This is a genomic window from Streptomyces sp. NBC_01142 (assembly GCF_026341125.1).
Taxonomy (GTDB): domain Bacteria; phylum Actinomycetota; class Actinomycetes; order Streptomycetales; family Streptomycetaceae; genus Streptomyces.
In genome coordinates this window covers 1,536,193-1,559,385 of the sequence record NZ_JAPEOR010000003.1, presented here as the reverse complement: position 1 = coordinate 1,559,385, position 23,193 = coordinate 1,536,193, and the positions used below count along the sequence as shown (strand labels likewise).

Here is a 23,193-nt window from a genome sequence, read left to right as displayed (position 1 = left end):
GCCCCTCAGTCACGCTGAACTCACGTCCGTCGTGCCGTTAACGAGCGGCGAACCAGGTGACAAGTAACCCGCGAGTAGCTTTCAGATGGAAGATCGGCCCCCTCGCCTGGACGTGGCGAAGGGGCCGAGCGGTGTGTGCTGGTGTTCAGGCCACGGCTGGCTCCGGTTCCGGCTCGGGGTCGGTGGGGGCGGCGAGCTGGAGGCGGCTGCCCATCTGGCTTCGGCTCGGCCGCATGAGCGGCGCTGGAGCTGCCCGCCGTAAGGGCGGGGGATTCCCCGCGTTCCCGGTAAGGGGGGTATCCGCCGGTGCGTGCAGGCACTGGACGGGAACCCGACGGCCGTGGCTGAGCGCAATCGGCCAAAGACACTGTGCATGCGCCGATGGCGCGCTACGGTCTCAGACCGACCAGCGCAGGAGCGGGGGAAGACAAGGGATAGTGGCGGCGCCCCCGCAGCACTCCCCTGCGGGGGCACAGGCGGCGGAACCAATGGAGGAGAAGAGCCCTTCCGCCGGGCCCGGCCAGTGCTGCGGCCGCGCAAGGGCGGCAGCGGCCGGAGGTCATGACGCGGCGGGCTGGGTGAGAGCGCCGGACAAAGCCGGTGTCCCGAATGCGTCGATCAGAGCCCGGGCACAGCCGGTGATGCCCTGTGAAGGCACCACCGGCTGTGCGTCCGGGCGTGGTGATGGGGCTTCAGCCGAGAATCTGGTTCAGCAGCCAGGCGATCAGTGCGCGGATGGCGTCGCTGACGACGGCCCCCAGCGCGGCGGCGGCCAGGGCCAGCCGTTCACGGCGGGTCAGACGGGTGCGGGGCATGGCGATCTCTTCCCTTCACAGGGCCGTTGGGGCGGTGGTGTCGGCCGACAGGAACGATCCTCAAGGCGGTGGCGGGTGGGCCACCCCGATCGGGGACGAGACAGGAATCCGCCCCCGTCTGCCCTGGTCACCACTGACACGGCGTGGGTCGGCCCGGGACGATCGAGGACAGCACACGAGGCGGGAACGACGTAGATGACAGCAGCGCAGCAGGCGCGGGAAAACTTCGCCGCCCAACTGAAGGGGGTGCTCCGGGATGCCGGAAGTCCTTCCTACGAGGCCCTAGTACGGCACAGCGGCCGCAAGCTGAGCACCACGCGGATCGGCAATGTGCTGAACGCCGAGTTCACGAAGCCGGTCGCGTGGGAGTTCATCGACGCCTTCCTGACCGCCTGCGACCAGTACGCCAAGGACAACCGCATCGCCCTGAGCAGGGCGTTGTACGACCGGGAACTGTGGGGAAGGCGTCATACGGTCCTGACCGGCGTGCTGGAACTTCTGGGGGAAGAACAAGCCGCAGCGGCGCCTGCGGCGTTCGTGGTCGAACCGTTCCCCCGGCCGAGCAGGCAGGCGGCGCCGGCGTGGCGGGACCAGCCCAGCCAGCTGCTGTCGGCCCAGCACCAGGTGGTGCCCTTTATCGGACGCGAAGGCGACCTGGCGCGCCTGGAGGACTGGCGGGACGGCGACGGGCCGGTGGCCGCCGTGACCCTGTTGTACGCCCCCGGCGGGCGGGGGAAGACCCGGCTGGCCGCCCGCCTGGCCGAGACCACGGGGACCGGGTGGAAGGTCTGGCAGGCTGTACGCGGCAGCACGAGCACAGCGGGTACCGCCGCACGGACGCTTCCCGCCCTGGGCAGGCGGGCCCTGCTGGTGATCGACTACGCGGAACGCTGGCCCAAGCAGGACCTGCAAACGCTGCTGCAGACGCTGGCGGCCCGCCCTGGTGAGAGGCTGCGCGTCCTGCTGCTCGCCCGTTCCGGGGGCACCTGGTGGACCAGCCGGCAGCACGACCTGCGCAAGTTGAACTATCTCCCCAGCACGGTCGAGTTGCTGCCCCTGTCAGGCCGGCGCATGGCCGCGCGAAAGGAGGCGTTTATCGCCGCCCGGGACCGCTTCGCCGCCGCCCTGGGACTGACCGACCCCGAGACCGTTCCTTGTCCCGGCAACCTCGCGGATGAAGCCTTCAGCCTCACCCTGACCATCCACATGGCCGCCCTGGTCGCCGTCGACGCCCACCTGCGCGGCGCCGCACCCCCCAACGACCCGGTGAGCCTTTCGCAGTACCTGCTGGAGCGCGAACGTGACTACTGGGACAAACTCCACGACCACAGCGCGGACGTCGAGATCGGGCCGGAGGTCATGGCCCAGGCCGTCTACACCGCGACTCTGACCCGCCCCGTGGACTACGACACCGCCCTGGAAGCCCTCACCCACGCCAGAGTCGATACCCCGGCCACCCTCACCACCGGGCGGGTCCTGAGCGACCACGCCGTGTGCTACCCACCCCTCGCCCCGAATGCCTTCGACGCCCCGGCCACCTACCTGGAACCGCTGTACCCCGACCGGCTCGGCGAAGACTTCCTCGCCCTGACCACCCCCGGCTACCCACCCCGCCAGCACCTGTCCACCGGCTGGGCCGACAAGGCCCCCGCCCACCTTCTGGCAGCCGCCACAGCAGATCCCGCCCCGGCCCTGCCCTGGACCCGCGACACCCTCACCATCCTGATCAACACCGCAGAACGCTGGCCCCACATCGCCACGCGCCAGCTCTACCCCCTGCTCAAGAATCACCCCGAGCTCTCCCTGCACGCGGGCGGCACAGCCCTCGCCACCCTGGCCGGCCTCGACACCATCGACCTCACGGTCCTGGAAGCCATCGAGCCCCATCTCCCCATCGGCCGGCACACCGATCTCGACGTCGGCGTCGCCGCCATCGCCTCCCGCCTGGCCCGCCACCGCCTGGCCACCACCTACGACCCCGCTACGCGTGCCCGCATCCTCGAGACCCTCGCTGTACGCCAGTCCTACGCCGGACTTCGCAATGAAGCCCTCCCCGTCGGCCAAGACGCCCTGCAAGCCTGGCGCGACCTCACTCGCACCAACCCCGCACACCAGCCCGACCTCGCCGCCTCGCTGTCCAACCTCGGCGTCACGCTGTCGGCGGTGGGGCGGCGGGAGGAGGCCCTCACCGCGGCCCAGGAGGCAGTCGACGTCTACCGTCGGCTGGCGGCGGACAACCCGGCCGCCTACGAACCCAACCTCGCCACCTCACTGTCCAACCTCGGCGCTGACCTGTCGGCGGTGGGGCGGCGGGAGAAAGCCCTCACCGCCACCGAGGAGGCGGTCGACGTCTCCCGTCGGCTGGCGGCGGGCAACCCGGCCGCCTACGAACCCGACCTCGCCACCTCGCTGACCAACCTCGGCGTCCGGCTGTCGGAGGTGGGGCGGCGGGAGGAGGCCCTCACCGCGGCCCAGGAGGCAGTCGACGTCTACCGTCGGCTGGCGGCGGACAACCCGGCCGCCTACGAACCCAACCTCGCCACCTCGCTGTCCAACCTCGGCGCTGACCTGTCGGCGGTGGGGCGGCGGGAGAAAGCCCTCACTACGACCCAGGAGGCCGTGGAGATTCGGCGTCGGCTGGCGGCGGGCAACCCGGCCGCCTACGAACCCGACCTCGCCGGCTCGCTGACCAACCTCGGCGTCCGGCTGTCAGAGGTGGGGCGGCGGGAGGAGGCCCTCACCGCGGCCCAGGAGGCAGTCGACGTCTACCGTCGGCTGGCGGCGGACAACCCGGCCGCCTACGAACCCAACCTCGCCACCTCGCTGTCCAACCTCGGCGCTGACCTGTCGGCGGTGGGGCGACGGGAGGAGGCCCTCACCGCGGCCCAGGAGGCCGTGGAGATTCGGCGTCGGCTGGTGGCGGGCAACCCGGCCGCCAACGAACCCGACCTCGCCGGCTCGCTGACCAACCTCGGCGCTGACCTGTCGGCGGTGGGGCGGCGGGAGAAAGCCCTCACCGCCACCGAGGAGGCGGTCGACGTCTACCGTCGGCTGGCGGCGGACAACCCGGCCGCCTACGAACCCAACCTCGCCACCTCACTGTCCAACCTCGGCATCCGGCTGTCGGAGGTGGGGCGGCGGGAGGAGGCCCTCACCGCGGCCCAGGAGGCCGTGGAGATTCGGCGTCGGCTGGCGGCGGGCAACCCGGCCGCCAACGAACCCGACCTCGCCGGCTCGCTGTCCAACCTCGGAGCCCTCCTGTCGGCGGTGGAGCGGTGCAAGGAGGCCCTCACCGCGGCCCAGGAGGCGGTCGACGTCTACCGTCGGCTGGCGGCGGACAACCCGGCCGCCAACGAACCCGACCTCGCGCGCTCGCTGACTGTCTGGGCATGGGTGCGCTATGAAGCAAAGCAGGACCCATCTGGAGCGCTGCGAGCTACAGGGGAAGCGGTCGAGATCTACCGCAGGCTCGTGACAGCCGCACCTGCGCAGTTCCTTTCACCGCTCCGCTCTGTGCTGGGCTTGCAGGCGGACCTACTCCTCAGGCTCGGGCGTGTGCGAGAGGCGAGAGACATCCGGACCTGGCTCGCAGCGAACCCGTGTCCGGTTTGCCCCTGATCTCTGTTCTCATAACCTCTCGCAAACCACCCGCGAAGAAGATCGTCATCTCCTCGGGCAAGAACAAGGGAGAGCACCCATCGGTCGCCACCGTCTACCGCCTCCTCGCCGAGGTCGACGGGACGGCCTGAGCGAGAACGTACGAAAGCCGTCCCGGTGGCACGGGGAAGCCACCGGGACGGCTCCGCTCAGCGTAGAGCCTGGGGCGCCCTACAGGCCGACCGACTTGAGCATGTTCAGCAGCAGGCCGGTGTTGTCCATCGCGTTCTGAAGCGCCTCGTCTGGACCTTCCGAAGCCAAAGGGCAACGTCCGTGCCTGTGACTGGTTCCCATCTCTCCAACGGCGATGAGGAACCTTGAAGAACGGCTCTGTCCGCAGTTCCGTGAAGATCGCGATCGTAGTAGGCAGGAGAGGCTGAGGGGTCGGTTGGGCATCATCGCTGGATCTTCGGGCGGCCGCTCTCCAAGGCGCCGCGTGCCGCTTCCATGAAGGCGTAGCGATAGTCACGCGTTCTGGGAGCCTGCTCAGGCACAACCGTGTTGCGCATGTGTGCGTGTAGCGCCTTGGTGTAGTCATGGGCAGCCTGGCCCGTGTCGTGAGAGCAGGCCAACTCGACGGCCTTCTTCGCCAGCCACAGGTCATGCAGTTTCTCGTCTTGAGGGTCTTCAGGAGCCGGCAGGCCAAGCTCTCTACGATCGAGTATCAACTCGACCCGTTGCGCGGCAGCCAGGAAGCCCAGGATGGCCTCTTTGCGCTCAGTACGTACCGCATCCGTGCGGTGCTGCCGATCGCGTTGCACCTCGACGCGGGTTGCCAGATGCTGCCCGACGAGAGCTCCCACGGTCCCGAGAAGGACACCGATCAGGGCGAAGACAGTACCCCCAGTTACTCCATCCATGACGTACAGCCTGGTAGATGACTGCCGTGCCGCGGTGGCAGTTCTTGAACAACCGATGCCACAAAGGTCCGTGACGATCATGGCTGGGTGAGGATGCGAGTGCGGAGGAGTTCGAAGGACGCTCGACCATACATGGCCCTCTTGAGAGTTTTCACCCGGTTCACGTGCCCCTCGACGACGCCTGAACTCCACGAGAGGGTGAGGCCGGCGGTGACGGCGTCGAGGTCCTGGCGGAGAAAACCGGCGAGGCCCTGCAGTGGCTTGGGGGCATCCTGCTCGGCCTGGCGGATCCACTCCAGCAGCAGGTATCCGCGCCGGTGACGGACGAGGTCTGCGAACGTGCGGGCGAGGTCGCAGGCCCGGGTGATGTCCGGGCAGGCGAGCCGGACCTCCAGCAGTCTCCGGTCCTGGCTCTCGGTGAGGGTGTCGCGGGGCCGCATGATCCATGAGGTGATCTTGCGGGGGCTGGGGAGGTCGGCCCGGACCGGTTCGGCGCTGCCCGCCCGCAGTGCGGCGAGGTGCTGGCGGACCACCGGACGGCTGCCGCGGTAGCCGCGTTCGTGGATCTCCTGGAACAAGCGGGTGCCGCTGGCCTGGCCCTTGCCGAAACGTTCCCCCGTTCCCGCCCCTGACGCGTAAATAGAGCCTGGTCAGGGTGGGTGTGGGCAGGGTTGGGTGCCCGGTGGTCGCGGTGGGCCTCCGGGTGTCCGGGTTTGCCGGTCAGGCGGCGTTCTCCCTCGGGTTGAGGGTGACGGTGTAGCCGAGCTGGTTGAGCTGGTTGATGGCCCGGCGGGTGGTGCGTTCGGGGTCGCGTTGGGTGAAGTAGGTACCGCCGAGTTCCTGGTAGGCGACGTTGTCGGTGAGCATGTGCCAGATCGCGGTGATGATCGAGTGCTCGACGGCGACCAGGGCTTTGAGCGGGCCGCGGCGGGCAGTCAGCCGCTTGTAACGGGCCTGCAGATAGGTGTCCTTGGTTCTCACAGCGCCGAATGCCGCGAGGCCGAGGGCGCCTTTGAGATAGGGGTTGCCGGGCCGGACCTTCGTGTTCTTGGTACGGCCGGCGGACTCGTGGTGGCCGGGGCAGACCCCGGCCCAGGACGCGAGGTGTTTGGCGGAGGTGAACCGGGTCATGTCCCCGCCGGTCTCCGCGATGATCACTTCGGCGGTGGCCTGGTTGATGCCGGGGATGGTGTCGAGGAGGTCGAGCGCGGGACGAAAGGGGGCCATCGCCTCCTCGATGCGTCCGGTGAGCTGGTCGATCATCGTGGTGAGCTGGTCGTACTGATCCAGAAACAGTCGGGCCAGGAACGCGTGGTGCTCGCGGAACCGTCCGGTCAGGGCCTCGGTGAGTTCGGGGATCTTGTTGCGGAGCTTGCGTTTGGCCAGGTCCGCGAGGACCCGCGGGTCGGCTTCGCCGCGGATGAGGGCTTCGAGCATGGCCCGGCCGGAGACGCCCATGATGTCGGAGGCGACCGCGGAGAGTTTGATGCCGGTGTCCTCCAGGAGTTTCTCCAGCCGCTGGACCACACGGCCGCGTTCACGGGTGGCGGTGGTCCGGGCCCGGGTCAGGTCCCGTAGTTCGCGGACCGGCTCGGGCGGCACGAAGGAGGGCCTGACCAGGCCGTGGGCGCCGAGCTGGGCCAGCCAGGCCGCGTCCGAGACGTCCGTCTTGCGGCCGGGTAGGTTCTTGACCTGCCGCGCGTTGACGAGGATCACGTTCAAGCCCTCGGTCAGTACGTAGTAGAAGGGCTTCCAGTAGTCACTGGTCGCCTCGATCACTACCAGCGTCACCTGTGCGGAGAGCAGGTGATCGCGCAGGGCGAGGACCGCGTTCGTTGTTGATCCCCACGTCGTGGTCTCGGTCGTGAAGGACCCCCGCCGCTTCGTACTCGGGGTGCGGACGCACGCTTTGGCGTCCTTCTTGCTGATGTCGAGGCCGGCGCAGCGTTCGTGGAGCACGTCCATGGCCTTGTTCCCTCCCTCTCCGGACAGCCGGGTACGCCGTTCCGGGAGGGCCAGGGTGAATCAGGAATTCTGACGCACGTGCTTCGCAGCAACACTCCACGGTTCCCGTGGACGGCCCCCAGCACCACGCTGACCTGCGAGCTCACCGGCATCACAGAGGCACCGGTTTCGGCCGGAACGAACCCCACCACGATCCCGAACCGGCATCAGTCCACGTCAGGGCAGACAGAAGCACCCCCGGCGCACGCCACGGCATTTACCACGCCCCCGGCGCGCACCGAAGGTGCGCTGGATCGCTGACCTGCAGATTCACGGAACTGCGGACAGAGCCAACTTCAACGAGTCCCATCATGGCCGGCCCGGCAGCGGGTCCTCGGTGCGAGCCGGCGCCTAGAAAGGCGGTTCATCGTCGTACCCGCCCTGCGGGCCGCTGCTCCAGGGGCCGCCGAAGTCGGCCGGCCGGGGAGCGGGCTCGTACGCGGGGTCGGGGGTAGTAGCCGCACGCCTTGTATTCGCGGTGCTCGGCGTCGTACTTCCTGCCGGTGCCGTGGCAGCCGGTGCAGTCGGCGGCGTGCGGGTCTGCTTCCTCGCCGCGCAGGCAGTCGACGGGCTCGGCGTGGAGCGGGACGCCGTCGCTCTGCCAGATCACCGGCTCGAGGAGGGTGCCGGAACCGCGGCAGCCTCCGGGGCAGTTCGGCGGGTGCAGGTCCTCGGCTTCCTGGTGCTCCAGGTACTGCTCACGCAGCCAGGCCCGGGCCGCCTCGGCCGGCAGGCACATCTTCCAGTCGGCGCGGCGCAGGGCGTTGGCCGCGCCCGCGGCCTGGGCGGCGGCGTGGGAGTCGGCCGGGTTAGCGAGGGCGACCAGGTCGGCGATGACCGCGCGCAGCAGGAGCACGGTGCGCTTGCGGTCGGCGATGTAGTGGGCGTTGAAGGTGTTGGTGTCACCGCGGACCGTGGCATACCGGGTCCAGAAGTGGGGAAGCGACGACATGGATCCCAGCGGAGTGACGAAATCCGCGGTGGGTCGTCCTCCACGGCTTGAGCGGCGACAGCTGCTGCCGGGACGCAGCTAGATCTGTCCTAGTCTGGCCACGTCTTCCTTCAGCCAAACGTGCCTCTTGTGCGTGGCACTGTGACCAAGGCGCCAGTCACGAAGCACGACAGGGGTCACGTTGGGGTGCTGAATCTTCTGTCGAGTCCGCGCCAAGACCAACACGGGGTCGAAGCGCAAGCGGACATCGACCACGCGAAGGCCTGACGTTGCGGCGGCTGCTTTGACGTGGCGCGTAGCCGGAGCGCTGAGCAGCACGAGTTCCCTCAGCCGTGTTCCGTTCCGGATGGCGCGCGCTGCGACTTCGCCCCCGTAACTGTGGGCGAATACCGTCTGCAGCCCAGAGGGCGCCACGTCGTCTGCCCAGTCGCGGAAGTCCTCCGCCGCCTTCCTGCGGTGGCTCTTCCTATACATGCCGCTCCAGCTGAACCGAGCGCCGCGGTTGTAAAGGTTCTGGCGGTGCTGGGTCAGGATGAACTGGTGGAAGTCGGCGCGTGGACGCCACCAGTCGCCCTTCCACCCCCAGGTTCCGTGAATCATCGTTGAGACCTCCACCGCCCCTGCTGGTGCAGCCGCGACTCCGCCAGGAGTAGGCAAATCGCCGGTGTCTGGTCGTTGGGCTGGCAGAGATGCCGTCATGGCCAGCGAGCGCGTCACGGGATCGGGGGATCGCAGAGCTTCATTGAGGCGCCATTGTGCGAGAAAGTTGATGAAAGCGATTCGCGTGTACGGATCGTCGATTCATGACATGACGTCCTGGTAGATCCCCGTCCACCGCTGCGGGTCCCAGGGGACGACCTCAAGGTCGTCATCGTCGGGGTCGACGTCTAGCGGACCCGGACCTGGCCAGGCGAAGCCTCTCCAACTGGGGGTGCCGCGGTCCCAATACCGCCAGAGAAGCTCCCAAAGGCGCCAGTAGTAGTGCGGGTCATGCCGCGGTGCAGGAAGGTCGTATTCGGAAGTCTGCCGCCACAGTGCAGCTGCAGCGGCTGCTGACTCGCGTTCGAGTCCGCTCCCGAGAACGGCCACGAGAAACGCAGAGGCCGCCTCCGGCGCTGACGTCCCATTGAGCGTTTGCCAGAGCTGGATGCGGTTCCGGCCCGGGGCGTCCCACTGCAACTCTCGGAAGTCAGGGAAGAGTTCCAATGGATTGATGTCTGACCAGACACGCTCGCCGGAACTTAGCGTCGAGGAGAACCCGAGCTCTTGGAGTTCGGGTGTCAGTTCGCGAACCGCCTGACTCTCACCGCCAAACATCGTCGAGAGTGCAGCTACCCGGCACACATTCACGCCCTCAAAGGATGGGTCGTCGGCGGCTGTCTCAGGTGACGTGTCGTCGACCACGAACGGCTCGCTGCCGTCGTCGGCCTCCCCAGCTACTGTCATTTTCCGGACTCCTCAACGTTCCCGTTCGCGACTCCTGTCCGGAATCATCCCATTTGCTATCTTGATCCGGCTTGAGCCACGCGAACCGGCGACCGCCCCGCGCTCACGTTCCAAGTCATGCGCCTGGGAGTTTCCCCAGAGCTTCACGGGATGAGGTGACCGCGTCGGCACACCTGGCCCTGCGCTCGGTCGTCGTTCGGGCCTTCCTCTGGCTGACTGGTCACGCCCATACCTCCTTTGCTGAGGCCGCGACCAGGCGGCCGATCCGGGCGATGGTGTGGCCGGCATATCCGGTCGGCCACTTTCTGCTGACGAGCTCGATGTGGTGCTCGGTGGTCATCTCCCAGGTGGCGAGCGGAAGGTCGATCGAACCGGGCGGCGGGTTGATCCGCGTGTTGTGGCCGATGCGGACCAGGTCGACGGCCAGGCGCACGCGGTAGTCGGCTGCGCTGTCGGCCTTGAGCTGCTCGTCCAGGGCGGCGGCCCACCGCATGAGCGGCCGGGTCTCGCTGGCCTGCGGCCCGTACGGCCGGGGGTGGTGGAGTCCCCAGGCCGGGTCGGTGTCCTCGGGGCGGGCGGCGGCGATGACCGCCTCCACCCGTACCGGCGAGCAGCTGGCCGCCTTCCGCGCCGGCGGGTAAGGCGGCCATCGCACTACCCGGCCCGCTGAGCGGGAACGGCCGCTTTGCTGTCCCGGTTGTTCCAGGCGTCCATGACCTTCGCGGAGATGGAGCCGACCTGGGAGACGTCCATTCCCTGGGCGCGGGCCCAGGCTCGGATCTCGGCGCTGGCGCTTGTCGTCCAGCGTCGGGGCGCCGGCCGGGGCGGCCTTCGTCGTCTTGCCGCCGTTCTTGAGCCGACGCAGCTTGGCCTGAGCCTTCGTGAGGTGCTGGGCCGCTTCGGCGACTTCCTTCTCCGCCGCTTCGACTTCGGAGGCGTCGCGCTGGAGCTGTTGCAGCTCGGTCAGGCCTGCACGGGTGCGGGCGGCCAGGTTGCGGATGCGGGCGGTGTGGCTGTTCTCGCCCCAGGCCAGGGCGGTGAGCGCGAGCGCCAGCTGCGGGTCGAGGTCAGGGATCGGGGAGTGGCCGGTCTTGCGGTGGGCCTTGGTCAGCCCCTCGGTCTCGGCGATGGCGGCGATCTCACCGACGCTCACGTCCGGGAGCTGCTGCTGGATCTGTTCGGTGGGCGTGCCGTTCTTCAGCATGGTGATGATCGCGGCGCGGTAGGCGTCGTTCACTTCGACTCCTTCGGGGCGGTGGGGGTGAACTCGCGGCGCAGTTCGGAGCGCCGGGAACGGGTGGTGCCGGCCCAGATGACTTCGCCGGCGTCTGTGGGGTGGTCGATGGCCCAGGCGAGGCAGGCCTCGCGAGTCGGGCAGCGCCTGCAGGACAGTTGGGCAGCGGCGCGGTCGTTGGTGTCCTCGCTGGTCCACCAGTCGGGTTCGGCGTCCGGGGCCTGGCAGGGCTCGGTGCCGGTGAACCGCGGGAACGGGGCGAGACGGGGCTCACGACGTCGCCCCGGTCGGGCGGACCACGTGCATGTCGCCGTTGCGGTCGGCGTGGGTGTGGGCGCCGTCGCCGAGCTCGCCGGCGCGCTGGTCGGCGATGCGCCTGCCGTTGAGATTGCTGGCGGAGACTGTTTCCAGGACGGCGGCCGGGCGGCCGGCGCACGAGCTGCAGGCGGTCAGGGCCGTACGGGGCGGGGCGGTGGTCATGACTTCCTCGCCCCTTGGGGCGGATGTTGCCGATGCCGCCGACGGTGGGGAGCAGGAACTCGAAGGGCTTCCAGGACTCGAGTTCGTACAGCTCCAGCAGGTCGGTGCCGAACTCGGCTTCGGCGCCCGTGAAGTGGTCGTCGAGCGCTTGGTGCTCGAGCTTGAGGCCGCTTGGCCCGAGGTGGACGCCGGCGGTGTGAGGGTTGGTGTCGAGGTAGGCGACGACGATGCCGGTCTCGGTGCGCTCGAGGACGTACAGCCGCCGCACCGGGGCTTCTTCGGGGTCGACGTCCGGGCGGCGCACCCAGGTCTGGCGGGTGGCAGTGATGACGGCCGGGTCGCCGGTGTCGGCCTGCTCGGTGATGCGGTGGTAGGCCTCGCTGCGGGTGACGTGCTCGCGTTCGATGAGGTCGTTGACGGCGGATGAGAGGTGGTCGCCCAGCGCCTGGCCGCCGATGAGCTGGTTGAGGAAGCCGAGGAGGCTCATGCCGAGACCGCCTTCCGGTGCCGGGCGGGGCGGTGGGCGGCGCAGGCCTGGTCGAGCAGGCGGTGCAGGGCGGAGCCGCGGCGGAAGTGCCGGGAGGTGGCGGGCCGGCCGCAGTTCCAGCAGTCGGCCTCTTCGCCCTTCCAGCTGACGGCGCCGTGGGCGCGGTCGCAGACGAACTGGCGGCGGGCCGGCAGGCGCCCAGCGAGGGGACGCGTGCGGTCGGTGGTGGTGGACTGTCGCTTCAGCCGGATGGCCGGGGCGTGCATGATGGGGTTTCTCCTTCTCCGCTGCTGCGGGGTGAGGCGCCCGGGACGGCCGGCGGTTTCTCAGGCCTTGTGCGGCCGTCCCGGGGCGTAGTCAAAGGACGATCTGCTTCTTTTCGGCGCGGTCCCACTGGAGTTCCCAGTCGGGGCGCAGGCCGCGGGCGGACCAGTCGCCGCGGCTGCTGCCGACGGGGATCGGCCGGCCGGACATGGCGTGCAGCTGGGCGATCTCGCAGGCCCGCAGGGCGGCGGCGATGGCGTCGCTGGCGTTCTCGGCGAGGCCGGTGAAGACGTGCACGCCGTGGCGGGCGGCATCTTCGCGGTGCTTCATGGGGACGTCGATCTCCCACACGGCGCGGCTGTCCATCACTCTTCGGCCTCCGGTTCGTACGCGGAGGTGACGGTGACGGGGACGACGACGTAGCCGGTGGCGTCCTCGTCGTCCTCGCCGGGTCCGAACTCCGACAGCTCCTCAACCGCGGAGGGGTCGCCGTCGTCGGGGATCCAGCAGTGGGTGAGGCCGGGCTGCTTGTTGTCGTGCTCGGCCATGGCCTCGCCGTGGGCGCGGGCGGCGCCGCGGTTGGTGTAGAGGCCGAGCGGCTCCAGGTCCTCGCTGTGCTCGGCGCGGTAAACGGTGACCTTCACCGGCTCGCCGGGGACCAGGTGCGTGATGCCGGGCAGCGCAGCCTCGGCGCAGTCCAGGCGCTGCTGGAGCTGGTCGATGTGGGCGAGCAGGCGCGGCACGTCCCGGTCGCGTGCAGTGACCAGGCCGTGGATGTCACAGCGGCGCTGGTCGTCCAGCGGGTCCTCGCCCTCATCCCAGGTGTCCAGGCTGATCTCGATGACGTGGTCGGTGACCTTGTAGCTGGACGGGGCGGACCAGCCGGTGATCTCGCCGTTGTCGTTGCGGATGACGTGGGTGAGGGCGGACTGGCGCCAGACGGACAGGTCGCCCTCGCAGTCGGTGACGTGGAACGGGTCGTCAGCGGCGGCCTGGCGCCGGTCGCGGATGTCGGCGAGCCAGTCGGGCTGCGTCGGCCTGGCGGCCGCGATGGTCGTCGTGGTGATGGATGCGGTCACGAAGGACTCCGTTTCGGGTCGGGTGAGGTACCGGACTGTCCGGTCCCCCGCGTCGTCCGGTCCGGTGGCAACAGACCGCACGGCCGGGTGGGCAGATCAGCGGCTGGAGCTGTTGCGGGTGCTCGGTCTCGGCGGTGACGGTCAGCGGGCGGCGCGGGCGCGGGCGGCGGCGGCCAGGAGCGCGTCGTGGACCTGGGCTTCGGTGCGGGTGAGCCGGTCGTTCCAGCGGGGCACCGAGCGGGCTCCGGTGACGGCGAGCAGGTGGGTGTTGGCTTCGGCGGCGGTAGTGCGGGTGCAGGTGCCGCCGCGGATGAGGGAGCGCTGGGCGCCGAGCATGCACACGCCGCGCTGGGACTTCAGGAGGTGCTGTGTCCAGCCGCGGGTCTTGATGTGGTCGGACGTTGCCTGAAGGAAGTCGGCGGGGGTGACGGCGCGGCCGGTGCGGGGCGCCGGCTGCGGGACAGGCTCGTGACTGGCGGGTGTGCTGGGGGTGGCGAAGCGCCAGAGACGGATGACCTCGACCGGGGCGGCAATGGCGAAGAGGGAGGTGTGCTTGAGCAGCCACCAGGCTGCCCGGAGGGTGAAGACCGAGGCCTTCTTGAGGAGTTGGCCGCGGCCCGAGGGCTCGCGGGGGTCGCGCGGACAGGGACCGGTGGCGATGCCGGCCTGGCGGATGAGGGTCTCGGTGTCCGGCAGGCCGATCGCGGGCCGGTCAGAAGCCGGGGCGGCCAGTTCTTCGGCGAGCGCTTCGGCGAAGGCTGCGTCGACCGCGGCGGCGAGGGCCGCTTCGGACCAGAAGGTCCGGGGGGCGGTCATGGTCGCGGATGCGGGCATGGCAAGGCCTTCTTGTCTGCGACGGGCGGGTGGGAGGGAGGGTCCGGGGGCGGCCGGCTGAGTGGTTGGCGACCTGGCGGCCGGCCCCGGGTAGTGGGTGGGTTAGCTGTACTTCTTGGTCTGCTTGAGGATGTAGTCGCGGGTCACGCCGAGGACTTCGACGGCGTCGGTGCGAGCGCCGTGGTACGCGCCGTCCAGCTCGGCGCCGACGGTCTTCCAGAGTTCTTCGTCGGCGGCCTCGCGGAGCTTGTAGGTGTCCTCGAAGACCTTGTCGCGCTTGGCCTTGGCCTTTGCCAGAGCTTCCTTCAGCTCCTGACGGGCGTCCTTGCGGGTGTCGTCGGATCGGGGGGTCATGGTTCTGCTCCTCGCGGGGATGAGGGACGATGGTTCCGGCCCCCTGCTCCGGTTGGAGCGGGTTGGGAGGCCCGGGGACGGTGGGCTGAGTTTGGCGACCTGGCCGCCGTCCCCGGGGCGTAGCTACTGCAGGTTCTTCTGGCAGGTGCCGCCGGCCTCGAGCGCGTCCAGCTCGCTGCCGTATCCGATGTACTGGTCGGCGTTGCGCAGATGCTGGACGGCGGCGAGCAGCCGCTGGTTCTCGTCTTCGTCGCCGCGGGCGGCGTACTCGGCGGCCAGGTTCCGCAGCGTGGAGAGCAGTTCGGGCACCAGGTTGCTGGCGCGCAGGCTGTCCAGGACGTCGTCGATGTCGGCGCCGTTGTCGATGTCGGCGCGCAGCTGGGTCAGGCCCTCGGCGAGCTCGAACGTGATGTCGCCGTCCCAGCGGTCGGGGTCGATCAGGTCGATGACGTACTCGGCGACGGTGTCGGTCGTGGTCTTGGTGCCGAGGATGGCGACGGCGTACAGCAGGACCGTCCAGTCGCTGGCGGTGGTGAGCCAGGCCGGGCCGGTGTGGGTGAGCCACAGGCCGACCATGACCAGGAGGGTTGCGCTGGCGGCCGTGTCGGTGAGCCAGCGGACTCACTTCAGGGCGCGGACGGTGATGCGGCGGGCGGTGCCGGCGGTCGGGCGCGACTGGCCGGCTTCGGCGGAGATGGTCACGTGCTGCTCCTTCGGTGGTGCTGCGGGCTGCGGGTCGGGAGGCCCGGGGGCGGCCGGCTGAGTTGGCGACCTGGCGTCCGCCCCGGGTGCTTGCAACATCTCAATAATGCAGACTTCGAGTATTCATTTCAAGGGTATGCATACATCAAGTCCTGGTTTCTTGAGTTCTGACTGGTCAGGCGACTACCGGCTAGCACGATCGGATGCGACCCCCACGGGTGACGCTGGTGATGGGGGCGTTGTTCGTACCGGCGACGTGCACGCCGCTGGAGTTGCGGGAGGCAGCCGAGCTGACCGCGTCCCTGACGGCGGCGGCCTGGTCAGCGGTGAGCGGGCCACCGCCGCCAGCGCGGGAGTTGACGCGGATGGGATGATTGTTGTCTCCATCGACCGTGACGCCCTGGCCGGCGCCGGGGGTGCGACCGCCACTCTCTCCCGTCGTCTTGCCATCGGTGCCCGGGCGGGCGCGGCGCGGCGGGGTCTTGCCGGTCCGGGCCCGCTCGGCCTTGCGCTCGGCGGCGGCCATCGCCGCGGCGGCGGGGCCGGCGCACTCGGTGCAGCCGATGCTGATGCCGGGTGCGGTGATGCGGCCGCTGTCCTCGCAGACCAGGCAGGCCCGGCCCTTTTCGGGGGCGGGCATGCCGTATGCCTTGCGGTACTTGGCGACCGAGGGGATCTTCAGCTCGGGCTCGCCCTTGCGCTTCCTGCCACCCTCGGCGCCGGCCGACTTCCCGGCCTTCGGAGGGTCGGCGGGCACGCCGCCGGCCTGGAGGTTCCAGGCGCCGCGCAGGACGCGGAGACGGGGGTGAAGGCGAGGTTGAGGTCCGAACTCGCCGATACGGCCGTCGACGGCGGTGTGTGCGAGGCGGCCGCGGCGACCATGGCGCACCTGAAGGCCGCGCTTGGCGGGGCTCCGTAGGAGCCTGCCTCGTGGAACCGGCGTGAGCTAGGCCGACTTCGGCTTGCGTCCCGCTGTCTTCTTCGCCGTGGTCTTCTTGGCGCTTGTTTTCTTGGCCGTGCTCTTGGTGGCCGCGGCCGTCTTCTTCCCGGATGTCTTCTTCGGCATCTCGTGGACGGTGGCGTGCTCGCCTTCGCCGCGTGCTTCCCGGGCGGCTTCCACCGACGCGTTCAGCGCGGCCATCAGGTCGACGACCTCTCCCCCGTCCGGCTCCTGTTCGCCTTCGGCCTTGGGGGGCTGCTTTCCCTCGGCCTTTGCGGCGATGACCTCTTCGAGGGCCTCGCGGTAGTGATCGGTGTAGCCGGAGATGTTGTCGGCGGCCATGGTTTCCATGAGTTGGATCGCGGCGTTGATCTCGTCGTCGTCCACGTCGGTCGGTTTCGGCGTCAGCTCCTGGGGCGAGCGGATCTCGTCCGGCCAGCGCATCGCGTGGAGGACGATGACGTTGTCCTTGATCCGCAGCAGGCCGAGGCGCTCTCTGCCGTGCCACGCGAATTTGGCGATGGCCACCTTCGCGCTGCGCTCCAGGGCTTTGCGGAGGAGGGTGTAGGGCTTGGCCGCGACAGCCCCGTCGGCGGCCAGGTAGTAGCCGGTGCTCACCCGGATCGGGTCGATGCTGTCGGTGGGGACGAACGCGACGATCTCGATCGCCTTCGCGGTTGGCAGCGGCATCGAGTCCAGGTCCTCATCAGTGACCTCGACGAGGGTGTCCTTGGAGACCTCGTAGCCCTTGCCGATCTCGTCCTGGCGCAGCGTCTTGTCGTCGAGCTCGCACACCTTGCGGGTGCGGATCCGGCCCTCGTCCTTCAGGTGGAACTGGTGGAACTGGATGCTGTGGTTCTCAGTGGCCGGCAGCACTTTGCAGGGGATCGTGACCAGCCCGAACGAGATGGCACCGCTCCATACAGGCCTCGGCATGGCACACCTCCGGCCCCCCTGCGGACTGCCAGCCTAAGACGGCCGACCAAGCCGGGCATCCGGTGCCCTCCGTCCGGGCGGCGTGCCGGTCGCCCACCCCATTCGAACAGGTGTACCTTTTGGAGGGTGAGCACCACCCACCGCTTCCCGGACCGTCTGCAGTGCCTGCAGCTGCAGCTCCACCGTGTCCAGAGCGAGTACGAACAGCTGAGCCGTTCCTTGCCGTGGAGCGTGGATCCGACGCGGGGCTGGACCTACGAGGAGCGCTCGACGCTGGGGCCGGCGACCCACACCGCCGCTTTTCCCGACTCTCCCGGCTACACCCCCGAGCAGGTCGTACGCGTGCAGCAGCTGCGGCGCCGCCTGGTCCGGCTCTCCGCCGCCGTCATCAGCCATGCCTGGTGGGAGACCGTGGCGGCGGGCGAGCGGGTCGATGCCCGGATGGCGCTGAAGCAGATGGATGCGGTGCGGTCCCATCCAGCCGCGGCGGGCGGTCGCGGGCAGGACACCGTGGACACGGCGGCGTAGGTCATGGACGAGGTCGCGGGTCCGGCCGACGGGGAGCCGCCGTCACCGCCGCCGGCGCCCGCGATCCGGATCGTGCTCTACGACGGCCAGGAGCTCACCGGCCGTCTCCACCGCCGATGGCAGGGCAGTACGGGCAGCTGGTTCTACCGCGTCTCGGTCACGCTGTGGGCCAGCACCCAGCTGGGCGCCCGCGACGTCCCCGAGCCGGCCGACGTCGAGTTCGACGCGCCGCAGACGCACGTGAGGCCGATCGACGGCGTCTGCTACGAAGGCGTCCCGCTCACCAGGCACCGGGACGCGGTCCTCCGGGCCCGCACCGGCCGCCGCCTGCCCGACCCACCACCCCGGCCCACCGTCAGCCACGACGCACGATGGGCCGTGGAGAGGGAACGGATGGCCTACGACGACACCGGGCCCCGCCGCATCACTGTCCACACCGACGGCTGCTTCACATACAAGGGCCCGTTCGACCTCACCAACCAGCAGGCACTCCAAGCCGCCGCACAGCCCGCAGCCACCCCATGCAATCTCTGCGACGCAGGCAAGAAACTCGCACAACTGCGCCAGCCCCACGCACCCGACACACCACCGGGCCGCAAGCAGCCCTGAGCCCCTGAACCCAGGGCTTTCGCCACTTTGAGGAACAGGGCGAGCTGCGAGCTCACGCCAGTGCACTGACCAGCGCGGGACTCTTCTACCTTGCAGCCCATCCGCGGATTGGAGCCCCGGGCCGATGCTGGCGGAACCGCTCGTGCTGCTTCGGCCAACCTGCACGGCACGGACGGGGCCGGGATCACGCGGCTGTCGGACCGCACCGAAGATTTCAGTGTCGCGGCGTCGGAGGCGGGGCGGGGCGGGCAACCATCCGGCCGTGCTCGATCGTCCTTCGGGCATGACACACCCGAGCCCCGAACCGTCCTTATCTCCGCCTGGCTGGGCGCACTGTGGCCACGGCACCACCCCGGAGGACCCGGTCGGCTGCCGCGGCATCCACGTCCCCGGCCACACCACATGCCTCGCCCACCTGGCCGACGCCGACCGCGACGCCTACCTGGCGGGCCTCACCCCCGGCACCGACATCGACCACCGCGGCACCCACTTCACCGGGCCCCTTCTCGATGCCCTCCTCGCCGCCCTCCGTGACCCCGCCACCGGCCACCCTCGCCTCGGCGGCGCCTGGTTCGGGTCGGCGAACTTCCAGAGCGGCGCCCGGTTCGGGTCGGCGACCTTCCAGGGCGACGCCGGGTTCGGGTCGGCAACCTTCCAGGGCGACGCCGGGTTCGGGTCGGCAATCTTCCAGGGCGACGCCCGGTTCGGGTCGGCGAACTTCCAGGGCGTCGCCTGGTTCGAGGCGGCAACCTTCCAGGGCGACGCCGGGTTCAAGGCGGCGACCTTCCAGGGCGACGCGTATTTTGAATCGGCAACCTTCCAGGGCGTCGCCGGGTTCAAGCTGGCGACCTTCCAGGGCGTCGCCGAGTTCCGGTCGGCGACCTTCCAGGGCGACGCCGGGTTCAAGGCGGCGACCTTCCATCGCGACGCCTTCTTCGAACTGGCAGTTTTCGCCGGGGCGGTCAGCCTCGGACCGTTGGTGTGCGCAAGGCTGGTGAAGTTGTCCGAGGCGGTGTTCAGCGGCCCGGCGACCCTCTCGCTCGCCGCGCGCCGCCTGGAGTGTCAGCGGACCCGCTGGTCATCAACGGCCGAGTTGCGCCTGCGCTACGCCACGGTGGACTTCGCCCACGCGGTTTTCGAATACCCCCTCACGATCGCCGCGGAAGCCGACCCCTTCGAGCTCCCCGACAGACGGCTGGTGGCAGAACAGGCTATTGCCGACGCGCCCGACGCCACCGTGCGGATCAGCTCGCTGCGTGGGGTGGACGCGGCCCATCTAGTCCTCGCCGATGTCAACCTGTCGGGGTGCCTGTTCACCGGGACCGTGCATCTGGACCAGCTGCGGCTGGAGGGCACCTGCTCCTTCGACAAGGTCCCGCCCCGCACGCACTGGCGGCGCTGGCGCCCCGTCCGGTTTACCCAGCGCCGCACCCTCGCCGAAGAACACCACTGGCGCGCGAGCCAGCTGACAGCAGTCCCGGGCTGGAACGTGGGGGTGCTCCACGCCGAACACGTCAGGCCGGCGCAGCTGGCGCCGGTGTACCGGGCGCTGCGCAAGGCGTTCGAGGACAGCAAGAACGAGCCCGGGGCGGCGGACTTCTACTACGGCGAGATGGAGATGCGCCGCCACGACCACACCGCCACCCGCGCCGAACGCGGACTGCTCCACGGCTACTGGATGCTTGCTGGCTACGGCCTGCGCGCCTCCCGCGCCCTGGGCTGGCTCGCTGCCGCGATGCTCATCACCATCGTGCTGCTCATGGGCTTCGGGCTCCCAAAGGATTCCCCGAAGCAGGAAGCGACCGGCACCGTGCCGCCCGGCGGCGGCAAGGTCACCTTCGAGATCGACAAGGCTGACCCCCAGAACCCCACGAGGGACAGGTTCACCGGCGAGCGCTTCGAGAAGGCCCTGAACGTCACGCTCAACTCGGTGGTGTTCCGCTCCTCCGGCCAGGACCTGACGAGGCTGTCGCACGGCTCCTGCCCGGTGAAGGTCAAGAGCGATTCGTTGTTCGGTTCCGAGGATCCAGGAGGCGTCGGAATCTTGGCTGGTGGGGCGGAACTTCTGGTCGTGCGACCGTGAACGTGATCTTGAGATGCCGCGGGATGTCCGGGAGTGGCTGCCGCCCGAGCACCTGTGCTGGAAGGTGCTCGACGTCGTCGAGCTACTTGACCTGTCGGCGTTCGAGAACAGCTACCGTGACGACGGGCGGGGCGGGGTGGCCTACCCTCCCGCGAGCCTGATTGCGCTGCTCCTGTACTGCTACAGCAAGGGAGTGCGTTCCTCCCGTCGCATCGAGCAGGCTTGCTGGGACGACGTGGGCTGCCGAATCATCACCGCGAACCGCCGAGTGGACCACTCCACCGTCGCGCGGTTCGTACGACGCCACCGTGCCGCCTTGAACTCACTGTTCGTGCAGGTGTTGTCGCTGTGCGGCCGACGTGGCCTGGTCGATCTTTCGGCGGTGGCCGTGGACGGCTCACCGATGGAGGCGAACGCCTCACGCGACGCCAACCAGCGGCTCCAGCGCCTGGAGGAGACCATCTCCCAGTACGAGAAAGAGATCCACGCGTTGATGGAGGATGTAGTCGACCACGCGCTGAGCGTCGAGGCCGATGACTCGGCAGCACAGGGAGATGGCGAGGACGCGTGCGACAACTGGCCTCGCCTGTCCCGGCTGTGCGACCGGCTCACCCGGGCCCACTTGGCCAGGGACAGACTGCATGAACGGGCTATGCCTTCACCCACCGAGATCCGGATCAAGGTCGAAGCCGCCGAGCGGATGGTGGCCCGCGCGGAGAAGCGCCTGGCCGCCGAGACCGAGGCTCACCAGGAGAAGCTGAAGAAGTACGAGCTCCGCGTCCGAGAGGACCGGGCGGCAGGACGTCGTGGAGCGAACGGACGGCCGCCGGTCCCGATGGAGCACAAGACCGTCCTCGTTCGCCAGCGAACGCGACTGGTGAAGATGCGGGCCTGGCTGGAGCGGGCCCGCACACCCCGACCGGCCCCCTCCCCGGAGTCCCGTTCCTGCCTGAGCGATCCCGACTCCCGGCTGATTCCCGGCAAACGCGGCGGCTACCTGCAGGGATACAACATCCAGATCGTGTGCGCCCGCCGTCAATTCTTGCTGGCCATCGAAGCGCACGACAATCCCTCGGACAGGACGGCCCTCGTTCCGATGGTGAAGAAGACCCAGCACAATCACCAGGCCGCACGGCTCCCCGGCGACATCCAACTCTGGCTCGCCGACAGCGGGTACGCTTCCGCCGCGTCCTTCGAGGCCCTCGCCGACCTCCCGCTACTGGTCTCGGTCACCAGCGATGCCGACCAGGCAGGCTTTCCCGCGAAACGTCAGCAGGCCCCTGCCGGCCAGCAGGACATGGCGGCCCGCCTCGCCACCCCAACAGGACGGGCCCAGTACCGTCAACGCAGTGCCCTGGTCGAGCCGGGATTCGCCCGGATCTTCCAACGCTTCGGACGGCACCTCAACTACCGCGGCCGCCAGGCGGTGGACGCCGAGATCAAGCTCCTCGGCACGGTGCACAACCTCAACAAGCTCATCAACCACACGCCCAAGAAGCACTCTTGACCTTCACCGGGCAGGAGCCGTGCGACAGCCTCTGACCACTAACGGCACCTACATCGAAATGGCTTCCCGCGTGACCGAGCCCATCCTTCTCGGCCTGGCCGTCCTGGCCGTCCGTAACCGCGTCAAACGCTGACCCGCTCCCACCGCCAGGGGCGGCCGAACACCGCAGCCACCGGAACTGAAGCAACCGGTGCGCCCGAACCGCCATGAGCCCCGCACGGAAGATTTCAGTGCCCAGGTCCCAGCCCCGCCCACTGAAATCTTCCGTGCGGCCCGACACCACCCGCTTCAGCGCGGGCCGGGTGCCCGCCTTCGACCCGGCGCCGCCCCCGTCGCCGTCCCAGTTCACCCCGGTCAGTCCCTCACGGCTGGAGAACCCTGGGATGCCGAGGCGATTCCACCTTGGACGAGGCCGGGCCGGACGAAGACATCGCCAGAGGCAGGTGATCCGGAGCCGCCCCGCCCCGCTCACCCTGTGCTTCGGTTATTCGACGGCGGAGACTTCGCCGGGCGACGTTCTCCGGCGGCACGGTCCGCTTCGGCAGGGCGACGTTCTCAGGCAGCACGGCCGACTTCGGCAGGGCGAGCGGCCTTGCCCCGGTTGGCCTGGTTCCGGCAGCAGGCTCTCCTCCACCGCATGGGCTCAGCCTGGCAACCGACAGGTCCCTAGTAGTACTTCGAGTCGGGTGGGGGTGCTGTCTCCTCGTTGGTGTTGGTAACTGGCGGTGGCAGGTGGGGCATGCGCCGGCCCAGCACAGCAGCAGGTCCTGCAGGGTGTGGAGGTCCTGGTAGAAGGTCAGGCCGGCGCTAAGGCGTCGCATCTGCAAGGTGCCGTTGGGTAGTTGAAGCGGAGCTCCGTCACCTCGGCGGTGAGCCGGGCAGTCTCCTGCGGGCTGAACAGCCCGCGCAGCACGACGAACCCGAAAGTCCGGCAGTGCTCGATCTGCGGGGACGTAAACATGCCTCTCCTCGTCTCGATGGGTTGGTCCGCGTCGCGACGGAAGGAGGTGCGCGGGCGCGTCAAGGTCAAACGAATCCGGTTCGCATGCGAACAAGGTAGCCGCCTGGCAGACTCGTGGATATCGATATACGTGGAGGCGACATCTGATGAGCGACCCCGAGGGTGTGCCCCTGGCCGACTACATCCGCGTACTCCGCGATCAGTTGGAGACGGCACAGCAGGAAGGGGCGGGCCGCGGGGTCAAGTTCGGCGTCGGGGCTGTGGAGCTGGAGTTCGAGGTCACGATGACGCGGGAGGCAGGCGGGCGCGGCGGGCTGAAGCTGTGGGTGGTCGAGGCGGGCGCCGACGGCAAGCACAGCGGCGGCCGGACACAGCGTGTGCGGATGACCCTTACGCCCACCGACGACGCCGGCCAGCCGCTGTCGGTCATCGACCGGCTGCCCGAGCTCCCGCGCTGAGGC

At 69.4% G+C, this 23,193-nt stretch carries 27 protein-coding genes and 1 pseudogene; 8 read left to right on the top strand and 20 right to left on the bottom strand.

The features are described 5' to 3' along the window. Positions 1–692: 692 nt before the first annotated feature. The gene (locus tag OG883_RS41225) at positions 693–815 is read right to left on the bottom strand and encodes a hypothetical protein (protein ID WP_266552524.1); all 123 of its coding nucleotides are present in this window, start codon (positions 813–815) and stop codon (positions 693–695) included. A gap of 195 nt (positions 816–1,010) precedes the next feature. On the opposite strand from OG883_RS41225, the gene OG883_RS41220 reads away from it, so the two are divergent. After that, positions 1,011–4,433: a tetratricopeptide repeat protein gene (locus OG883_RS41220; RefSeq protein WP_266552521.1), complete on the top strand. Its 3,423-nt coding sequence runs from the start codon at positions 1,011–1,013 to the stop codon at positions 4,431–4,433. Then, a complete protein-coding gene (locus tag OG883_RS41215) occupies positions 4,415–4,564 on the top strand; it encodes a hypothetical protein (RefSeq protein WP_266552519.1) in 150 nt (49 codons plus the stop codon). The genes OG883_RS41220 and OG883_RS41215 overlap by 19 nt, the downstream gene beginning before the upstream one ends. A 303-nt stretch (positions 4,565–4,867) precedes the next feature. Here the strand turns inward: OG883_RS41215 and OG883_RS41210 are convergent, their stop codons facing one another. From OG883_RS41210 to OG883_RS41180, 9 genes and pseudogenes are all read right to left on the bottom strand, one after another. Further along, a complete protein-coding gene (locus tag OG883_RS41210; protein ID WP_266552516.1) occupies positions 4,868–5,332 on the bottom strand; it encodes a hypothetical protein in 465 nt (154 codons plus the stop codon). 77 nt (positions 5,333–5,409) lie between these two features. Beyond that, entirely contained in the window at positions 5,410–5,865 is a 456-nt protein-coding gene (locus OG883_RS41205) for a transposase (RefSeq protein WP_266553276.1), read from the bottom strand. Positions 5,866–6,052: 187 nt separating this feature from the next. Next, on the bottom strand, positions 6,053–7,297 hold the full coding sequence (locus OG883_RS41200) for an IS110 family transposase (protein WP_266552504.1): 1,245 nt from the start codon (positions 7,295–7,297) through the stop codon (positions 6,053–6,055). Positions 7,298–7,700: 403 nt separating this feature from the next. After that, positions 7,701–8,288, bottom strand: coding sequence for a hypothetical protein (locus OG883_RS41195; protein ID WP_266552501.1), 588 nt, complete (start codon positions 8,286–8,288; stop codon positions 7,701–7,703). Positions 8,289–8,366: 78 nt separating this feature from the next. After that, entirely contained in the window at positions 8,367–8,762 is a 396-nt protein-coding gene (locus OG883_RS47135; RefSeq protein ID WP_353963152.1) for an alpha/beta hydrolase, read from the bottom strand. Between the two features lie 327 nt (positions 8,763–9,089). After that, a complete protein-coding gene (locus OG883_RS41190; RefSeq protein ID WP_266552498.1) occupies positions 9,090–9,734 on the bottom strand; it encodes a hypothetical protein in 645 nt (214 codons plus the stop codon). Between the two features lie 220 nt (positions 9,735–9,954). Further along, complete coding sequence (locus tag OG883_RS46965) at positions 9,955–10,971, bottom strand: hypothetical protein (protein ID WP_323181063.1); 1,017 nt, start codon at positions 10,969–10,971, stop codon at positions 9,955–9,957. Next, positions 10,968–11,171, bottom strand: a pseudogene (locus tag OG883_RS47130) (WhiB family transcriptional regulator); the annotation flags it as partial. The gene OG883_RS46965 and the pseudogene OG883_RS47130, both read right to left, overlap by 4 nt. A gap of 67 nt (positions 11,172–11,238) precedes the next feature. Next, a complete protein-coding gene (locus OG883_RS41180) occupies positions 11,239–11,448 on the bottom strand; it encodes a hypothetical protein (protein WP_266552495.1) in 210 nt (69 codons plus the stop codon). Between OG883_RS41180 and OG883_RS41175 the strand changes: the two genes are divergently transcribed. Beyond that, positions 11,447–11,875, top strand: a complete 429-nt coding sequence (locus OG883_RS41175; RefSeq protein ID WP_266552492.1) for a hypothetical protein — start codon at positions 11,447–11,449, stop codon at positions 11,873–11,875. The two genes, OG883_RS41180 and OG883_RS41175, sit on opposite strands and share 2 nt — an antisense overlap. A gap of 56 nt (positions 11,876–11,931) precedes the next feature. Here the strand turns inward: OG883_RS41175 and OG883_RS41170 are convergent, their stop codons facing one another. The 9 genes from OG883_RS41170 to OG883_RS41130 all read right to left on the bottom strand — a co-directional run bounded on the left by OG883_RS41170 (position 11,932) and on the right by OG883_RS41130 (position 17,044). After that, positions 11,932–12,201, bottom strand: a complete 270-nt coding sequence (locus tag OG883_RS41170) for a hypothetical protein (RefSeq protein ID WP_266552490.1) — start codon at positions 12,199–12,201, stop codon at positions 11,932–11,934. Between the two features lie 91 nt (positions 12,202–12,292). Then, a complete protein-coding gene (locus tag OG883_RS41165) occupies positions 12,293–12,565 on the bottom strand; it encodes a hypothetical protein (protein WP_266552488.1) in 273 nt (90 codons plus the stop codon). Next, the gene (locus OG883_RS41160; protein WP_266552485.1) at positions 12,565–13,278 is read right to left on the bottom strand and encodes a hypothetical protein; all 714 of its coding nucleotides are present in this window, start codon (positions 13,276–13,278) and stop codon (positions 12,565–12,567) included. The genes OG883_RS41165 and OG883_RS41160 overlap by 1 nt, the downstream gene beginning before the upstream one ends. 141 nt (positions 13,279–13,419) lie before the next feature. After that, positions 13,420–14,112, bottom strand: coding sequence for a hypothetical protein (locus OG883_RS41155; protein WP_266552482.1), 693 nt, complete (start codon positions 14,110–14,112; stop codon positions 13,420–13,422). A 102-nt stretch (positions 14,113–14,214) separates the two neighbouring features. Further along, complete coding sequence (locus tag OG883_RS41150; RefSeq protein ID WP_266552479.1) at positions 14,215–14,466, bottom strand: hypothetical protein; 252 nt, start codon at positions 14,464–14,466, stop codon at positions 14,215–14,217. Between the two features lie 123 nt (positions 14,467–14,589). Continuing rightward, the gene (locus OG883_RS41145) at positions 14,590–15,042 is read right to left on the bottom strand and encodes a hypothetical protein (protein ID WP_266552476.1); all 453 of its coding nucleotides are present in this window, start codon (positions 15,040–15,042) and stop codon (positions 14,590–14,592) included. 45 nt (positions 15,043–15,087) lie between these two features. Then, on the bottom strand, positions 15,088–15,267 hold the full coding sequence (locus OG883_RS41140; RefSeq protein WP_266552473.1) for a hypothetical protein: 180 nt from the start codon (positions 15,265–15,267) through the stop codon (positions 15,088–15,090). A gap of 91 nt (positions 15,268–15,358) precedes the next feature. Continuing rightward, positions 15,359–16,057 (bottom strand): hypothetical protein, encoded by a 699-nt coding sequence (locus OG883_RS41135; RefSeq protein ID WP_266552470.1) that lies wholly within the window; start codon positions 16,055–16,057, stop codon positions 15,359–15,361. A 57-nt stretch (positions 16,058–16,114) separates the two neighbouring features. Then, positions 16,115–17,044, bottom strand: a complete 930-nt coding sequence (locus OG883_RS41130) for a Ku protein (RefSeq protein WP_266552457.1) — start codon at positions 17,042–17,044, stop codon at positions 16,115–16,117. Between the two features lie 126 nt (positions 17,045–17,170). On the opposite strand from OG883_RS41130, the gene OG883_RS41125 reads away from it, so the two are divergent. From OG883_RS41125 to OG883_RS41110, 4 genes are all read left to right on the top strand, one after another. Beyond that, a complete protein-coding gene (locus OG883_RS41125) occupies positions 17,171–17,572 on the top strand; it encodes a hypothetical protein (RefSeq protein WP_266552454.1) in 402 nt (133 codons plus the stop codon). Positions 17,573–17,575: 3 nt separating this feature from the next. Continuing rightward, a complete protein-coding gene (locus OG883_RS41120; protein WP_266552451.1) occupies positions 17,576–18,181 on the top strand; it encodes a DUF6233 domain-containing protein in 606 nt (201 codons plus the stop codon). A 283-nt stretch (positions 18,182–18,464) separates the two neighbouring features. After that, positions 18,465–20,264, top strand: a complete 1,800-nt coding sequence (locus tag OG883_RS41115) for a pentapeptide repeat-containing protein (protein ID WP_266552448.1) — start codon at positions 18,465–18,467, stop codon at positions 20,262–20,264. Positions 20,265–20,277: 13 nt separating this feature from the next. Beyond that, the gene (locus OG883_RS41110) at positions 20,278–21,771 is read left to right on the top strand and encodes a transposase (protein ID WP_266552026.1); all 1,494 of its coding nucleotides are present in this window, start codon (positions 20,278–20,280) and stop codon (positions 21,769–21,771) included. 796 nt (positions 21,772–22,567) lie between these two features. On the opposite strand, the gene OG883_RS41105 is transcribed toward OG883_RS41110, so the two are convergent. Further along, positions 22,568–22,732, bottom strand: coding sequence for a hypothetical protein (locus tag OG883_RS41105; protein ID WP_266552445.1), 165 nt, complete (start codon positions 22,730–22,732; stop codon positions 22,568–22,570). Positions 22,733–22,878: 146 nt separating this feature from the next. Here OG883_RS41105 and OG883_RS41100 point away from each other — a divergent pair, with 146 nt between their 5' ends. Beyond that, positions 22,879–23,190, top strand: coding sequence for a trypco2 family protein (locus OG883_RS41100; protein ID WP_266552442.1), 312 nt, complete (start codon positions 22,879–22,881; stop codon positions 23,188–23,190). The last annotated feature ends 3 nt before the right edge of the window (positions 23,191–23,193 follow it).

Excerpts from the sequence above, each read along its gene's own strand:
- OG883_RS41140 (WP_266552473.1), bottom strand. The coding sequence starts at position 15,267 with ATGTTGCAAGCACCCGGGGCGGACGCCAGGTCGCCAACTCAGCCGGCC.
- OG883_RS41100 (WP_266552442.1), top strand. The coding sequence starts at position 22,879 with ATGAGCGACCCCGAGGGTGTGCCCCTGGCCGACTACATCCGCGTACTC.
- OG883_RS41130 (WP_266552457.1), bottom strand. The coding sequence starts at position 17,044 with ATGCCGAGGCCTGTATGGAGCGGTGCCATCTCGTTCGGGCTGGTCACG.
- OG883_RS41210 (WP_266552516.1), bottom strand. The coding sequence starts at position 5,332 with ATGGATGGAGTAACTGGGGGTACTGTCTTCGCCCTGATCGGTGTCCTT.
- OG883_RS41115 (WP_266552448.1), top strand. The coding sequence starts at position 18,465 with ATGACACACCCGAGCCCCGAACCGTCCTTATCTCCGCCTGGCTGGGCG.
- OG883_RS41195 (WP_266552501.1), bottom strand. The coding sequence starts at position 8,288 with ATGTCGTCGCTTCCCCACTTCTGGACCCGGTATGCCACGGTCCGCGGT.
- OG883_RS41105 (WP_266552445.1), bottom strand. The coding sequence starts at position 22,732 with ATGTTTACGTCCCCGCAGATCGAGCACTGCCGGACTTTCGGGTTCGTC.
- OG883_RS41155 (WP_266552482.1), bottom strand. The coding sequence starts at position 14,112 with ATGCCCGCATCCGCGACCATGACCGCCCCCCGGACCTTCTGGTCCGAA.
- OG883_RS41150 (WP_266552479.1), bottom strand. The coding sequence starts at position 14,466 with ATGACCCCCCGATCCGACGACACCCGCAAGGACGCCCGTCAGGAGCTG.
- OG883_RS41145 (WP_266552476.1), bottom strand. The coding sequence starts at position 15,042 with ATGGTCGGCCTGTGGCTCACCCACACCGGCCCGGCCTGGCTCACCACC.
- OG883_RS47135 (WP_353963152.1), bottom strand. The coding sequence starts at position 8,762 with ATGTATAGGAAGAGCCACCGCAGGAAGGCGGCGGAGGACTTCCGCGAC.
- OG883_RS41175 (WP_266552492.1), top strand. The coding sequence starts at position 11,447 with ATGACTTCCTCGCCCCTTGGGGCGGATGTTGCCGATGCCGCCGACGGT.
- OG883_RS41170 (WP_266552490.1), bottom strand. The coding sequence starts at position 12,201 with ATGCACGCCCCGGCCATCCGGCTGAAGCGACAGTCCACCACCACCGAC.
- OG883_RS41120 (WP_266552451.1), top strand. The coding sequence starts at position 17,576 with ATGGACGAGGTCGCGGGTCCGGCCGACGGGGAGCCGCCGTCACCGCCG.
- OG883_RS41110 (WP_266552026.1), top strand. The coding sequence starts at position 20,278 with ATGCCGCGGGATGTCCGGGAGTGGCTGCCGCCCGAGCACCTGTGCTGG.
- OG883_RS41180 (WP_266552495.1), bottom strand. The coding sequence starts at position 11,448 with ATGACCACCGCCCCGCCCCGTACGGCCCTGACCGCCTGCAGCTCGTGC.
- OG883_RS41200 (WP_266552504.1), bottom strand. The coding sequence starts at position 7,297 with ATGGACGTGCTCCACGAACGCTGCGCCGGCCTCGACATCAGCAAGAAG.
- OG883_RS41225 (WP_266552524.1), bottom strand. The coding sequence starts at position 815 with ATGCCCCGCACCCGTCTGACCCGCCGTGAACGGCTGGCCCTGGCCGCC.
- OG883_RS41190 (WP_266552498.1), bottom strand. The coding sequence starts at position 9,734 with ATGACAGTAGCTGGGGAGGCCGACGACGGCAGCGAGCCGTTCGTGGTC.
- OG883_RS41165 (WP_266552488.1), bottom strand. The coding sequence starts at position 12,565 with ATGGACAGCCGCGCCGTGTGGGAGATCGACGTCCCCATGAAGCACCGC.
- OG883_RS41220 (WP_266552521.1), top strand. The coding sequence starts at position 1,011 with ATGACAGCAGCGCAGCAGGCGCGGGAAAACTTCGCCGCCCAACTGAAG.